The organism is Paenibacillus sp. cl6col (assembly GCF_900102125.1).
Classification (GTDB): Bacteria; Bacillota; Bacilli; order Paenibacillales; family Paenibacillaceae; genus Paenibacillus_B; species Paenibacillus_B suaedae.
Genome location: NZ_FNAZ01000010.1, coordinates 26,246 through 41,891 on the forward strand (window position 1 = coordinate 26,246; position 15,646 = coordinate 41,891).

10 protein-coding genes and 1 pseudogene are annotated in these 15,646 nt (G+C 41.2%); 10 read left to right on the forward strand and 1 reads right to left on the reverse strand.

Going from position 1 to position 15,646, the window contains the following annotated elements; all coding sequences use genetic code 11:
- The first annotated feature begins 149 nt into the window (after positions 1-149).
- From BLS15_RS22635 to BLS15_RS22660, 6 genes are all read left to right on the forward strand, one after another.
- Positions 150-1,427 (forward strand): S41 family peptidase, encoded by a 1,278-nt coding sequence (locus BLS15_RS22635; RefSeq protein ID WP_090513823.1) that lies wholly within the window; start codon positions 150-152, stop codon positions 1,425-1,427.
- A 104-nt stretch (positions 1,428-1,531) separates the two neighbouring features.
- On the forward strand, positions 1,532-2,134 hold the full coding sequence (locus BLS15_RS22640; RefSeq protein WP_028532467.1) for a YdcF family protein: 603 nt from the start codon (positions 1,532-1,534) through the stop codon (positions 2,132-2,134).
- Between the two features lie 456 nt (positions 2,135-2,590).
- Complete coding sequence (locus BLS15_RS22645; RefSeq protein ID WP_028532466.1) at positions 2,591-3,403, forward strand: DUF4097 family beta strand repeat-containing protein; 813 nt, start codon at positions 2,591-2,593, stop codon at positions 3,401-3,403.
- 240 nt (positions 3,404-3,643) lie between these two features.
- Positions 3,644-5,986, forward strand: coding sequence for a S9 family peptidase (locus BLS15_RS22650; protein WP_090513826.1), 2,343 nt, complete (start codon positions 3,644-3,646; stop codon positions 5,984-5,986).
- A 340-nt stretch (positions 5,987-6,326) separates the two neighbouring features.
- Positions 6,327-6,914, forward strand: a complete 588-nt coding sequence (locus BLS15_RS22655) for a sensor domain-containing protein (protein WP_021256030.1) — start codon at positions 6,327-6,329, stop codon at positions 6,912-6,914.
- A 101-nt stretch (positions 6,915-7,015) separates the two neighbouring features.
- Positions 7,016-8,815, forward strand: a complete 1,800-nt coding sequence (locus BLS15_RS22660; RefSeq protein ID WP_090513829.1) for a helix-turn-helix transcriptional regulator — start codon at positions 7,016-7,018, stop codon at positions 8,813-8,815.
- A gap of 125 nt (positions 8,816-8,940) precedes the next feature.
- On the opposite strand, the gene BLS15_RS22665 is transcribed toward BLS15_RS22660, so the two are convergent.
- A complete protein-coding gene (locus tag BLS15_RS22665; RefSeq protein WP_090513832.1) occupies positions 8,941-10,929 on the reverse strand; it encodes a serine hydrolase domain-containing protein in 1,989 nt (662 codons plus the stop codon).
- A 251-nt stretch (positions 10,930-11,180) separates the two neighbouring features.
- Here BLS15_RS22665 and BLS15_RS22670 point away from each other — a divergent pair, with 251 nt between their 5' ends.
- The 4 genes and pseudogenes from BLS15_RS22670 (at position 11,181) to BLS15_RS22685 (ending at position 15,519) form a co-directional block, all read left to right on the forward strand.
- On the forward strand, positions 11,181-11,459 hold the full coding sequence (locus tag BLS15_RS22670) for a hypothetical protein (RefSeq protein WP_090513836.1): 279 nt from the start codon (positions 11,181-11,183) through the stop codon (positions 11,457-11,459).
- Between the two features lie 36 nt (positions 11,460-11,495).
- A complete protein-coding gene (locus BLS15_RS22675) occupies positions 11,496-12,524 on the forward strand; it encodes a methyl-accepting chemotaxis protein (protein ID WP_139170714.1) in 1,029 nt (342 codons plus the stop codon).
- A gap of 57 nt (positions 12,525-12,581) precedes the next feature.
- Positions 12,582-13,457, forward strand: a complete 876-nt coding sequence (locus BLS15_RS22680; RefSeq protein WP_028532463.1) for an S-layer homology domain-containing protein — start codon at positions 12,582-12,584, stop codon at positions 13,455-13,457.
- Positions 13,458-13,578: 121 nt separating this feature from the next.
- Positions 13,579-15,519 (forward strand): annotated as a pseudogene (locus BLS15_RS22685) (prolyl oligopeptidase family serine peptidase).
- Positions 15,520-15,646: the final 127 nt, after the last annotated feature.

Sequence of the window (15,646 nt, forward strand, 5' to 3'; positions counted from 1 at the left end):
TGAATATCCTCCTGGTCACATGATGCGATGTAATGACTGGCGTTAGATATTTGATGTTGAAGCCGAAAAAAGATCATAAAATGTTCGAGTATTACCAAACTATTCGATGAGAGTCTTTATCTAATAAAGATACGGAGGGGAAATATAAATTGAAATACGTAAATATATTTGCTGAGATTGTATCTATCATGCATCAGGATTATGCAGGGTATGAGGAAAAAAAAGGTTGGGATAATCCTGATTTTTTTGCAAAAAAAATAGAGCGCCTTGAATCCAGTGAATTAATGACACCGCAACTGTTTGCTGAAATTGTGAATGAATACCTTATTAGTTTCCAAGATCGTCATATGTATTTTCACTTACATCATTCAGAAAAGGTAGAAGTTAAAACATGTGGTTTTTTTGTGAGGAATTACGAAGATACCTTATACGTAACAGAGGTTTATGAAGAGAACAGATTTGGAAAAGGGGCAAGAATTGTTTCTATTGACGGACAATCGATTTCTTCGATAAGAAAACAGCAACGTGCAATGCTTAGAGAATCTCATCCGGAGAGAGAGGAATGGGATGAAATCCTAAACAAAGCTAAGTATTTTGAGCTTATTAACGAAAATGAAGATGCAGTTAAACTGGAATTGAACTTATATCGACGAACTCCTAAAAAGTCAACTTATGATATTCGTTCTATTAACGAAGACACTTTATTGGTAACCCTTTCTGATTTTGGAGATACCGATCGTATCGTGAATCTAATTGAAAAGCATAAGGATGACCTGCTTACAAGTAAAAATGTAATTGTTGATGTCCGACATAATAGTGGTGGGAATGCTCATGCTGGCAATTCTTTAGTGAGATATTTTTATAAAAAAGGAGAAAAGCCAAGTTCTGAACTGAAAGTACGAGAGTTTAATTGTTCTGACCGTAATGTGGAACTATTTCTAGAACAGGCCGAGCATGTTCGAAATTCAACAGATGATGAAGATACGCTGAAGATGGTAGAGTTTGCTGAAAATCAATTTAAAACCTCTCGAAATCAAGGATTTGTTGCTTTTGACTTTTCGGAATATATAGCAGACAGAGTAAACGATTTTGAAGGGGAAGATAACCCAGAAAATGTAATTATATTATCGGACTATTATTGTGCAAGTGCCGGAGAGGAATTTGTGGGGACTAGTAAAGGATCATCCAAAGTAACAATAGTAGGACGTGCTACTATGGGACTAAATGATTATAGTGACTTAGTTAGTATCAATTGGGACAATCAGTATACTCTATATTATCCCATATCAAGACTTGAACAGAAAACCGAAGTACACCCAATACACGGAAAAGGAATTCAGCCAGATATCTATATCAAATGGACACCTAAACATATTGAAGAAGATATAGATTTACAGCAAGCCTTGAAATTAATTAATAGAAGCTAATGGTTACGATAGACTTTCGAGTCACGTAAAATGCCCGAAAACATCATTATTTTGCCCTTCGAGCGACACTTTGCATATATATGATTAAGAGAGGAGGGACAACGTTGTATCTATCTGAGTTAGAAGAAGGAGAGGTATCCAAGGAGCTCGCACATCAGATTTTGTTTCAGGGAATACGAGATGATGACGCTAAGTGCGATTGTATTGTTGTGCCGTCTAGCAGAACGAGCAATAAATATAGAACGCCAGCTGCAGTGGAGCTGTTTTTCCAGGGACGTTCGTCTAGATTGCTCTTCTCAGGAGGATATAATGGGGAATTTATCGAGTCTGAATCCATGCGATCGTTTGCGATAGAAAAAGGTATCCCGGAGAATGCGATCATTATAGAGACGATTTCAACCAATACGAAGGAGAATGTGATTGAATCCTTAGCTGCATTGGATAATCATATCGGGCTGAATAATATGAAGCGAATTTTGATCTGCACAGCCTTTTATCACATGCGAAGATGTCATTTAACATTTTTAAGATATGCGCCTTCATGGTTTGAATATAGTTTTCATCCAGTATTAGATCAAACAACTAGGCCAGATAATTGGTGGAAGTATGAAAATGGAACGAAAAGAGTTCAAAAAGAAGTCAATGGATTGATACACTACGCGAAGCATGGGGATATTATGGACTTTAATCTTGATGAATTGAGATGAACGAAAGCTTTGATCCAGGTAGATTGTTTAGGCTAAAGGGACACGATAGTTGAATACGTTACATTGTTGAGCAGACTACCGCAGTCTGCTCATTTTATTATGCTGATGGGCAGGATAGTTTGAACGATCTTCAAAAATTGGCTCGTGGTCTGAGAGAGGCTAAAATCAGCTTCGTGGATAGTTATTTGAACACATATGTTTTTGAACAGCGGCAATCATCGCTCACAGAGTCAGCTTAAGAAATTCGTAAGAGTAATGTAAGAAAAAAGAAGATTACGTCCTGTAGGATATTGTTATGGGAGAGAGTGTGGAGAAAAGAGTATGGAGCATATAGTATGAACGATTCGATTGACCAAGGTTTTTCAAAGGTAGGAAGTGGTCTCGAATGTCAATATTGATATGAAGAAAAAGTATATTTGATATTTTTAATCCAATGGGAAGAAAGGAAGATAAACTTTGAACAACAATAAGAAGTTAGCTATGATTCTCCTGGCCGCTGCCAGTATCGGACTCGCCGGATGTACGAAAGAATCATCCGCCATTAGTACACCAAGTTCGTCCCAACAAAACTCTTCAATATCGACAAACACAAATGTAAATTCAGAAACATCGGACATTAGAAATGTCTCGAATACAGTAAAAGGGGATATTTCTCAAATAGACGTAAATAACATTCATTCCCTAAAAATTCAGAGTAACGCTGCTATCATTACTGTCATAGGCGACAAACAAATCAATCAAGCAGAATTGGAAGTATCCAAGGGCAATTCACAAGGAATGGATACCAACGTGACTACGTCGATCCAAGATGGAACATTACAGATTCTACTTAAAAATAAACTAAAGATTATAAATACGGAACCATTGCCATCTTTAACGATTCGTCTTCCTTATAAAGAATTCAAATCTCTTGAGATAGATAATGAAGTTGGCAACATATCCGTTGAGTCAGAATTGTCGGTCCAACACTTAAATGTGAGCAGCGGTACCGGCGACGTTACTGTAACGGATGTAATTGGTATGGAAAGCAGTAACATATCTACTGACGTTGGTAGCGTCGAATTCGCTCTGCCTGATCAACCAGCACCTCTATATGTAAATCTATCAACAAAAATAGGAACTATCGATAATCAGGTTGCTCTTGAAAAAGAAACAAATACCACAAAGATTGTAGCCGAAGAACTCCATGGATATGTTGGTAAGGCTCAATCCGAAAGTGCAACGCTCAACATTTTCACGCAGGTGGGTGAAATTACGTTCAAAAATTAAGTGTCATCATGTACCAGGCTCACCATAATCATCATCACGTGAATGAGAGTAAGAATATAGTTCATCAAGATTATAACATTATAACCTTCAATATGAGCCAAAAACTAGATTCAAAGTTCTTCGGCAAACGATATATGTTCTTGTCATTGGCTTTTGAGTAAAAGGGGATATTTCTCAAAAAGAGTAATTAACATTCATCCCCTAATGTAACGCTTCCAGCAGAGAGGGGAAACTTAAATCATGAATGCAAGAAAAAAAAGACTAGTCTCCACAGCGATTGCGGCTATTATGGCCGTATCCGTTCCCATGTCAGTCATGGCACAGGATGGAGCGAAACAAGCAGCACCTTGGTATCAAGATGGAGTACAGACACTCGTAACGAAGGGGATTGTTGACAAAGGGGTACAACAAAATCAAGAGATTTCTGTTAAAGATTTTATCCGCTATGCGGTAGTATCGCTTACCTATCAACATGGCATCGATCCGATGAAGGTTGCTTCCGAGAAAGGGTGGTTGAAGGAAGGAGAATTCACTTCCGTTGACGCTCCGATCAAACGCGGCGAGATGGCACGCATGATGGTGCGAGCACTCGGCAAGGAACAGGGAGAAACGAGCTTGGCAGAATATGCAACAAGCGCCAAGGCACTTGGGCTCATTCAAGGGAATGCAGATGGAAGCTTACACGAAGATCAGTCAGTGACTGTAGCTCAAGCGGCTGTTGTGCTTAAAAATTACAGAAATAAAATGCTATCAACGATGGACGACAGAGGTGTGTCACAAATTTCCGTGGAAGACTTCATGCGGAATCCGAGCAGCTTTGGGTATGAGCTTTCTCCAGATGGCAAGTATCTTTCTTATGCGGGTACTTGGGAGAACCGTTCCAATGTGTTTGTAGAAAAAATCGGAGAGAAAAGCAAGCCTATTCGTGTGACAAGCTCGAAAGATCGCGATGTCGCCGACTTCTTCTGGAAAGGCGATAACATTCTATATCGCAAAGATAAGGGCGGAGACGAGAATTTCCATGTATATTCGTCCACTTTTAATGGTAATAAGGAAGTAGACTTGACGCCTTACGACAAGGTCAGTGTTCAACTCGTGAGCGATTTACCGGGTGTGGGGGACGAAATTCTGATCTCGATGAATAAAGAAGATGCTGCCATCTTCGATGTATATAAATTGAATGTAAAGACAGGGGAAACGAAGCTGATCGCCAAAAACCCAGGGAACATTACGGCATGGGTAGCTGATCGCCAAGGCAAGATTCGACTCGCTTCTGAAAGCGACGGAGTCGTAAGTACATTGTTGTACCGCGATACGGAGGAAGAAGCGTTCAAACCGCTGGCTACGTTACATTTTGGAGATACGATAAATCCGCTTGGTTTCTCGGCAGACGGTAAATCGATTTATGCGATCTCTAATAACGGTCGGGACAAGACGGCGCTCGTCAAGCTGAATGTAAAGGGTAAGGAAGAGGTTCTGTATCAGCATCCGGAAGTTAACGTGACTGGAGCATTTTACGACAAAAAACAAGATAAAATGCTGGCGGCTATCTATGTGACAGATAAAACGCATTTGAAGTTTTTCGATGATAAATTCGAGGCGTTGCACCGAAAGCTGCAGCAGAAGCTTGGCGTCAGTGAAAGTGAAATCGGGCTAAACGATTATAACGAGGATATGACGAGGCTGATCGTTAGTGTTTCGAATGACAAGACTTACGGGATGTATTATTTGTATGATAACGTATCCGGTGAGTTAACATTCTTAGGTAATATGAGTCCGTGGCTTATGCCAGATCAGATGGCTGATATGTATCCGATCTCTTACAAGAGCAGAGACGGATTAACGATTCACGGTTACTTAACATTACCGAAAAATAAAAAGCCTCAAAACCTGCCAATGATCGTTAATCCGCATGGTGGGCCTTGGATACGTGATATGTGGGGCTTCAGCCCGGATGTACAATTGCTCGCAAACCGCGGGTATGCCGTACTTCAAATGAATTTCCGTTCATCCATGGGGTATGGGAAGTCCTTTATGGATGCAGGAAATAAACAATGGGGATTGAAAATTCAAGATGATATTACTGACGGTGTGCAGTGGGCGATTCAGCAAGGGATTGCTGATCCGAAACGAGTTGGAATTTATGGCATATCGTTTGGCGGATTCTCAGCCTTGACGGGCATTACGAAAACGCCGGAATTGTATGCTGCTGCTGTTGATCATGTAGGTATAACGAATATGTTCTCGCTCTTGGGAACGGTTCCACCGTATTGGGAGAACATGAGAAATCTCTATAACGAACGTGTCGGAAATGTCGAAAAGGACAAAGAAATGCTGAAGCAAGTTTCGCCGGTGTTCCACGTCGATAAGATCGTAACGCCATTATTCGTGGCTCAAGGGGCGAATGATCCGCGGGTGAAAAAAGCAGATTCCGACCAATTTGTCGAAGCACTCAAAAAACGGGGCGCGCAAGTGGAGTATATGGTCAAGGATAATGAAGGACATGGCTTCACTAACGAAGAGAACTTGATCGATTTCTTCAGTACAATGATCAAGTTTTTGGATAAATACTTGAAGCCGTAGAGCAAATAAGGTATCCATAGGCGAGGAGCATGGCGTAGCCATGAAGCTGAGGAGAGGAGGCTATAAGCGTATAGCAATTCGAGTTGCCGAACGAGGTGTTTATGTAGAACATACTTTGTCAGAACGCCGGAATCAATGGAGAGCGCCCGCAAGGTTGTGGGCGTCCTTTTTCTTTTTTTATGGGCATTTGCTCGAACGGAATTGCAGGTATTGCGCTAACGGAACACAGTAGAGAAGCAGAATGCTTTCGCTATGTGTCATATGACATGATGTTACTGGCGGATATGACATCGAGAGCCGTAGACTATCATGACTACTTGCAAAGGATGTGGGCTCTTTGATGACAAGAAACGTCGTCAGTTTTATTCAAAATGGCTATTTCCTGTTATTCACCTTCGTTACTGGGGTATTTTACTTTTTCTTTTATCTTGTTGCGCTTACGCTAGGATTCAGTCTTTCGTTTACCGTTGTAGGCATTCCTCTGATTACTCATGTTCTGCAAACGACGTCCACCTTTCTACAATTTGAACGCATACAGACCAAGATCTATACGGACGTTACCACAGCACTGTGTGTTAAACACATAAACACTGATACCTCCATCTGGCTCCACGCAAGGAGGGAGATGCTGAACCGGCGCAATTGGATCGCTATCTTCTGGTTGATGCTAAAGTTTCCGATAGGGATTGTAAGCCTCATCCTTACGGCCTTTCTTTATGTACTTCCACTCGCGATGATTGTCATTCCGTATTTGTTTCCGTTTATCAACATTTCCTTTATGGATGTTCCAATAGACAATTTTGCAAAATCTGTGCTGGTATCGGCCGTAGGCGTTGCATACATGATGGCGAGCAGTAGGCTTGCAGGCTGCTTGACACGAATGCTAGGTCACTACACCCGTCTTATGATGAATAGCGTGAACCGTTAGAAGGCATGCCTCGATTTTGCCTAAAAAGTATCGTAGGGTGGTGGTGTACTCTAAAATAGTTACGTAATGTTATACTGAAAGCTCTGAGGGGTTGATTCATAATGTTCGATATGGTGAAGCGGTGGTTCTGGTATGACTGGTTCATGCTCATGATCCGGTTGATTTGCGGTAGTTTTCTTTTTTTCACAATCGTTGAGCGAGCAGCTTATTTCACGTTGCCGCTATGGGGTCTTGTGATTTGGCAGATTGTCTCTTTTTCTGTTCCTTGGCTGTGCTTACAGCTCAATTATACATACTACTTGGTTACAGAGATCGTGATCTCGGGCGGATTGTGCTTGTATTTAGCTTCCTTCTTTCCGGAAGCTTATCTCTCGTTCTTGTTGTATGCATTTTTAATTGCCGCTAACAGCGGTCAAAGAGCCTATCTCTGGTCGGGGCCTATATCTGTTATACTCGTACCCGCCATTATTAAATTGCTTGAAGAGCAGAGTGATTTCTGGCTCATGATCACTCATATTGGAATAGCGTATGTGTTCGGTTTTTCCTTCCATTTATTGATGGTTAGTCATCGTCAAAGCGAGATTATCCGGGAGCAAAATGGGGTGTTGGAACAGTACTTATCGCAAGTCGAGCGTATCACTTTGGCTGAGGAACGAAGCCGGCTCTCCAAAGAGCTCCATGATACCGTTGGACATGCTTACACTTCCCTTATTATGGGGTTGGAAACCTTCCGGCCTGAGCTAGTGACCAAGACAGGAATGGAACGGCTAGATTCCATGTTGAACCTAGCCCGTCAAAATATGGAGGAAGTAAGAGGATATCTGCATCAGATTGAATCTCCCCAGGAGGCGCTCCCGCTGATTCAGTATTTGCGGAAACTGGCCGAGGAGTTTCAGGAGCATGCGAAGGTAGCGGTTCGTTTTCAGACCTTTGGTGAGGAATATCCAGTAACGAAGCAAGCGAAGACAGCGCTGTATCGCTGCTTGCAGGAATCGCTCACAAATGCAGTGCGTCATGGACGTGCGAAGGAGATTACCGTAACAATGAAGTTCGAGCCTCAGCAGACGAGGCTGGAAATTCAAGATAATGGTCATGGAATGGAACAAGTGCAAGATGGCTTCGGCTTAAACGCCATGAAAGAGCGAGCGTTGAATTTACAAGGTCATGTTGCTGTCTATACCCAATCGGGTGAAGGCACCCTCGTTACCTGCACCTTGCCGCGGCAAATGGAGCTTAAAGATGAAGTCATCCGCCTGTTAGTCGTCGATGATCAACCCTTTATTCGTGAAAGCTTGCGGACTCTTTTGGAGGAGCAGCAGGATTTGCAAGTTGTAGGGACAGCTGAGGATGGCGAACAAGCCATTGAGCTTTGCAAGCAGGTTCAACCTCAATTGGTTCTTTTGGATTTGGACATGCCAAACATGGATGGGATCACCGCATCTCGTACCATTAAGCAAATGTGGCCTCAGATACGTATTCTGATTCTTACTACGTTCGAAGATACTAGACAAGCCCTGGAGGCATTGCAAAGCGGAGCTGACGGATATTTATTAAAATCCATCAAGCCGGCAGAACTTGCTGAGACGATACGCACGGTTTATCGCGGAGGTACCTTGATCGATCAAGAGATGTCAAACAAATTGTTCGCACAGCTGGAGGCGGATAAGACTAGAGACGATACGTCGCCAACCCAGATGGGAGCTGCCTATGATTTAACCTCACGGGAGATTGAAATATTGCAGTTCGTATCGAAAGGTCTACGATATAAAACAATTGCTTCCAAATTGTATTTATCCGATGGTACGGTTAGAAACTATGCATCATCGGCCTATATGAAGTTGGGAGTTCGCAACCGGGAGGAAGCGGTGCAAAAAGCACTAGAGGCCGGGCTGCTGGAATAACCTTATCGCTCGCTGTAGAATGCCGCTGGACACGGCAATAGCTAAAAACAAGCGGCGGCATAGGCAGCCGCTTGTTTCTTACTATATAGGCCTTCAATTTGGCTAGAGTTCATGAATCGAATTCATTAGTGACGGATGGGTAAAGCATAATTAAATGCTAGATCCAATAAGGCACTAGCTTCCTGACGTTTTAAAAGTTCCTTTGAACGGAAGTTCACGGAGCCATCAGATTTAACCTTGGTATCCGGGTCCATGATCCCTTGGGATACAAGCGCTTTGATGGCTTCAACTGCCCAAGCATCCGTTGTGCCACTCAGTTTAACCTTCGTTTTAGGCTCTACCTGTTTCAGGTTTTGGATCATTACCGCCGCCATTTGTCTAGTGATCGGAGAATTAGGCTGAAAATTAGGCAGTCCGGCTACCATTTGCTTCTTATTGGGTTCAATCATGTAAGGCTGTTTATCCCATCCCTGGGCGCGAAGCAGCACTTGTGAGAATTCAGCTTGAGTCATCGTTCCTTTTGGATCAAAGATATGGGAAGACTTCCCGTTCATGACGTTTAAAGCCTTGATATTGTTAATATATGGTTTATACTTACTGTTCGCGGGTACATCAGAGAATGGTGAATCAACGTTAAGTTTTTCTGCCATTGAAGCTGCCTCTGGTAGAGTCGTAAGATACATATATGCAATTTTGCCAGCTGCGTTTTTGTTAAACGTCACTTTATTACCTGATTCATCCTCGAACAATAAAGGGTGGATCATTTGCAGCGTATGCTTGCCTGAAGGTGTTTCCGAAACTAAGTGCCCGTTCGAATAAGAAACCTTATATCTAAAACTATTCATACGAATGTTTTCATATAATCCGACATACGCTTTGGCTTGCTGCTCACTGATTGCCGAATAGGTTGGCTTTGAAACATCCGACTTCTTTGGATAATAGTGGTTCATAAATGCTTCATACACATCAATGCTAAACTGGGCGTTGTCGTCATTGTTGGTCATATAAAAGGCTACATTTTTCTCAGGCAAAATAACAATCAGGGATGAATGCCCTGTAACATTCCCTCCTTTTAGAATCACATGCTGACCATTCATCTTCTCACGCATGTAGCCTTCGAAGCCGATTGTTGTAATAGGAATCGTTTTATCAGCAAAATACTGGTATGTGTGCATTTGCTCTATGCTTTTTTGGCTCAGAATCTCTTTGCCATCATACTTTCCTTTGTTCAGATGCATGATGAGATACTTCGCCATGTCATCTGCTGTTGAGATGATACCACCTTCAGGTTTTTCTGTAGGCATAGTTCCCTCCATAGCGATCAGCTCACCCTTCGGTCCATAGTGAGCAGCCATTCTGCCTAGTAGATCAGGCGTAATCCGCACACTCGTGGAGGTCATGCCTAACGGATTGAAAATGTTTTTCTCCATATACTTCGAATAGGGCATCCCCGAGACGTTCTCTACCGCATACCCTGCTAGCAAAAACCCAAAATTGTCATAAACGTAAGCTTCTCCCGGAGGCCTCACAACCGTTGTCATATGTGTTTTGAGAAAATCCTTTATTGGATATTCTTTATTAACATATTCCGTTGAATAATACGAAGCGATATCGTCATTTTCAAATCCGGTTGAATAGGTAAGCAGATCATACATGGTCAGCTTTTTTCCTGTTTTGTTCGGAATCTTCAATCCTCCTAAGTACTTTTGAATGTCGCCTCGCAAATCGATTTTCCCCTTATCGACCATCTGCATAGCAGCCAAGGCCGTGAATTGCTTAGTAACAGAGCCGATCTGGAAAACGGTGTCTTTATCAACGGGAATCTTCTTTTCTTTGTCGGCATAACCGTAACCTGTGCTTACTAACACTTTCCCATCGGCTACGAGCGAGAAATTAGTACCGACTATGTTATGCTTCTTCATCATGTCTTTAAAAACACTATTTGCAAATGCTTCTACTTCCTTGGCATCGCGGGGCCCCTCCAAGCTAGCATTTACAGGTGCATTAGTTGTGGACATTGTTGCTGCAGCTGCCTGGCTGCTAGGTGGGATAATTGCGGTCGTTGCCATAGCGGATAATAGCAGAACCGCGATGGTGCGAGTCTTTTTGTTCATAAATGGTCTCTCCTCAAAATGGTTTTGCCTCATAACACCGGCTGATCCGAGTATGGCAAAAGGCTTGTCATATCAACAAGTTTCATTTTGTCACCCCAAATATCAAGACACTTCAAAGTGTCATATGACAATTAGGCACTAGGATTTATGACCCTAAAAAAAGTAAGATTCCCAAACACGGCCGAATAAAACTGTTCTACAGAGGGTTGCCATCATTTCTAATATCTAGATTACTTATTGAGGAGACACTTATGACAATTATTGACACCCTAAAGAAATGGACAGTTGAGTCCATTAAATTCAAGCTGATTTTCCCCATCGTGCTCGTGCAAATTCTCGGTACGAATATTGGTGAGTTCGTGAATTTCATCTTGGATACCAGTAAGGAAGTTATCGCCAAGGCAGGAATCCAAAACGAGTTTATGGAGGGCAATATTGGTTTATATGTATCTTCTGTTTTTAGCACACTGATATCGGTACTCATTGTTGTTTTCATGTATGATCGGCTAGTCCTAAGGAGAGTTCAATAGGTTGCGAGATTTACAGATAAGCTTGGAGCAGGCGATTTGTCTTCTGAACTATGCTTCAAGGGGAATGATGATATAAGCAAGTTATGCAAATCTTTAAATACAGGCTCAACAAGTATCAAGAGATTGGTGGTGGAAATTGATAACGCATCGAATAACATCCAAAAATCTAGTTCAGCAATGTTGGACGCAACGCGCAATTCAACAGCGAGTATAGCAAGGATTCAATCGAAGTCACATATTCTTGCACAGGACGCGACAAATTTGTTGAACGATACACAACGCGCTAAGTTGTCCCTTCTTAAAATAACTAGATCCAATGATGAATTATCACATAAGGTAAAGGCTTCCTTAGAAACCTCTAGCGCCATAAAGACAAGAGCGACGCAAATGGAAGTCGAGGCCGTTCATTCCCTTGAGAAGGCTATTCGAACGTATGAAGAGAAGCAGCAGAATCTTCGGAAAGCCATAGAGGCTGGACGCATCGTGGATGAGATTCATGTGATTTCTGCAAGCATCAAGGAAATTTCTTCACAGACCAACATATTAGCCTTAAATGCTTCCATTGAGGCAGCGAGAGCCGGTCAACAAGGGAAAGGATTTCAGGTTGTAGCCGAAAGAGTAAAAAAATTAGCCGGTGAATCAACTGAAGCTATTTCTCATATTGATGAAATGGTCGTACAAGTAAAGAATGCATTCCTAAAACTGGGGAAGAGTTCTCAGGACATATTGGACTATATGAACAATGAGGCAAAAGCGGATTATGAACTGCTTATCAAGACTGGTCAACAATACCAGCGAGATGCACAAGCCATCCTGTCGCTTTCTGAGGAAGTACATACTTCTACGGAACTGATGGGTTCTGCCGTAGCGGATATTGAGGAAGTCATTGAAGGCGTTTCCGAGAGTTCTTCTAGGGCTGCAGGTTACACCAGTGAAATGAAGGAAAGCCTAGGAGAAATGAATGTGGCGATGAGTAAAGTCACTGATTCCATGGAGGGACAAGCCGAAATGTCCGTACAATTAAGGGAATCGATTAAGAGGTTTATTATTTTTCCATCTATGTAACATATTTCAGCACATTCACGTCTAGGAGAATAATAAAGATATGCGGAGGGAAACAAGATGAGAAATGTAATGAAAAAGCCATTGATTCTACTCATGTTAATCGCCGTCTTCAGCATGGGCATTAGCGGTTCCGCTTTTGCTCATAAAGAGAACAATCAGAGAAAAGAAGAAGGGAAAGAAAGCTTGAACGCGGCAACAGCAGTAACAATGATCGTAAAAGGCTTGGATTTAACCATCGACAATATTAAATTTATCAAGAACCCGGAGGCAACCGACTATTATACGAAGGTTAAAAATAACTCTTCATACGCGGAAGACTTCATCATCGCTCACTATAACGGGCTAGGCATTCCGAAAGACATTAATCCTTCTGCTAAAGTCACACGGGAGCAATTCGCCAAATGGCTATTTGGGCAAGTAAGCCATAAACGAAATTATGCATGGATCGAAATTTTCCAAAGCGTTTCGGATGCCGACCAGGTGACAGACGGATACATGGACAGTATTCAGAAGCTGCTCATTGCCAAGATCGTATCCCTGGATAGCAAGCAACGCTTCTATCCTAAGAGCTATATCACCCGAGCAGAAGCTGCCGATATGATCCGCAAAACGTTAACATTCATTAAAAACACAAAACCGGAAACACCTGATACTTCCGATCTCAACCAAGTAAAAATCACTTCGGAAAAAGAAACGGATTCTGTCACACGAGTTACGTTATCCGCTCTAGCTCCTCACTCTGGATATGGACTCGAGATCACGGGCATCCAATTCTCGAAAGGCGTGGCCACTATTCAATATAGAGTCGTGCAGCCTGATCCTGACAAAATGTACATGCAAGTCATCACGGAGTTAAAAGCTGTGACTTATATACCTTCGGACTACAAAGCTGTACTTGGGGTAGTAAAACCTACAGCTCCATTCAAAGGCTAATATTTTTGAGCAGGCTGCCGAAGCCTGCTCATTTTGCTAGTTACGAGTTGAAAAGTTGAATAAACCTCCGTTGGACAATGTTCCCAAGATAAGAATTGTTACGAGGGGGTTTACTAATCAAATGTATGAAAAAACATATCTAAGTATAGAAGAGATTATTTCATTACCAACCTTATCAGGTACAAACATAAGTGATAATGGAAAAAACGTAGCATTTGTCAAGAAGACAGCTAACTGGAAAGACAATAAATATAGGAATCATGTATGGATATATGAAAAAGATAAGGGGCAGAGTTATCCATTAACAACTAGGGATATAGATAGTACATACCCATTATGGTCTCCAGATTCTAGAGATATGGCATACCTCAGCCCAGTTGGTGACGAGGATAATAAAAAAAATCAGATCTTTGTTAAGTCAATAGATGGTTATAGTGGGGTTCAAATTACTGATGAAAAAGAAGGGGTCAGTAAATTCTAATGGGAGCCTACTGGCAAGGGTTTTTATTATGTTGCACAGTCAAAAGAATCAGAGGCGATAAAGAAACGTAAGCAACTATATGGAGATTTTCATCACATAGGTAAGGAATACCAGAATAATTGTTTATATTACATAGAAATAGAAAACGAAAATAGCGTTGTTTATCAACTAACTGATGGTAAGGATTTTCATATCCATGAATTTGATATTTCAAATGATGGAAAAAAGGCTGTATTTATGGTTACACCAAGCTCAAATCTGGGAGATTATATGAATGGAGATCTATACATACTAGATATTAAAGCTCGAGAACTACAAAAGATGAATATAGATAAGCTGTTGGGAGGGAGCGTCTGTTTTTCTCCTGATGGCAGCAAAATATGCTACTCGGCAAGCATAAGGGAGAAGGATTACTATAAGACCCATATACAAGACAGTACACTCGAGATATATGATATTAATAATGGAGAGCTAATTCAACCTTTAACAGATTTTGATAGTACGGTTATTCCATTACGGTGGACAGCTAAAGGAATATTAATTAGATGGCAGAATAAAACGAATTATCTTATTGGGTTGTTATCTGAGAATGGCACTGTGGAAATGGCAAGCGAAAAAGTAGATGGCTTTATAATGGACGCTTCTATAACAAGGGATGGCAATCATATATCCTATAATAAGGCTATAACAAATGAAACTTTTGAAATCTATTTAGACGATAAAAAAATAACGAATGAAAATAGCTTTTTCAAAGGAAAGCTTAAAAGTAACAGGGAAATAATCTCATGGAAGAGTAGTGATGGTCTTGAAATAGAGGGTGTTTTATCAACCCCAGTAGAAATTGACGCAAATAAAAAATATCCCTTATTAGTGGTAATCCATGGTGGACCGGCTTGGGCATCATTTCCTATATTTTCTGACTGTTTTAATGAGAAATATCCGATTGAACAGTTTATCGAAAAAGGCTTTATCGTTTTAGAACCAAACTACAGGGGAAGTTCGGGTTATGGTAATGAATTTTTACAAGCAAACTATAGAAAACTGGGAATTGCCGATTACGATGATGTTATATCTGGAGTGGATAAACTAGTAGACAAAGGGATTGTAGATAAAGATAGAGTAGGAGTTATGGGATGGAGCAACGGGGGATATATATCAGCTTTCTGTTCTACATATAGTAGTAGATTTAAAGCTATTTCAGTTGGGGGTGGAATAACGAATTGGAGTACTCATTATGTAAATACAGATATACCTTACTTTATTAAGATGCATTTAGGAAATAATCCATGGAATGATCCAGAGATATATACGAAAACATCACCAATGACGTATATTAAATCAGCCTGTACGCCCACCTTAATCCAACATGGCGAAAAGGATGCAAGAATTCCAATTTCAAATGCATATGAGCTATATCAAGGATTAAGGGATATGGGAGTTGATACAGAATTCATTATATTTAAAGGAATGGCATATAGTTCTGACCAGCCAGGAATTAATGTGGCTATTATGAAGCAGAATTTGATGTGGTTTTCACACTATATTCTTGGAGAAAGTATGAAAGATTTTAGGATTTTATGATTAATAAATGGATATCCTCACAGAATAGTGCTCAAGTTTTTGATTGTAAGTCAGACACCGCGATAGTTGTGAAACACCCAATGGAAAAACGAGAACGGCCCGTAGCGATTGCGGTGCCGTTCTTTTT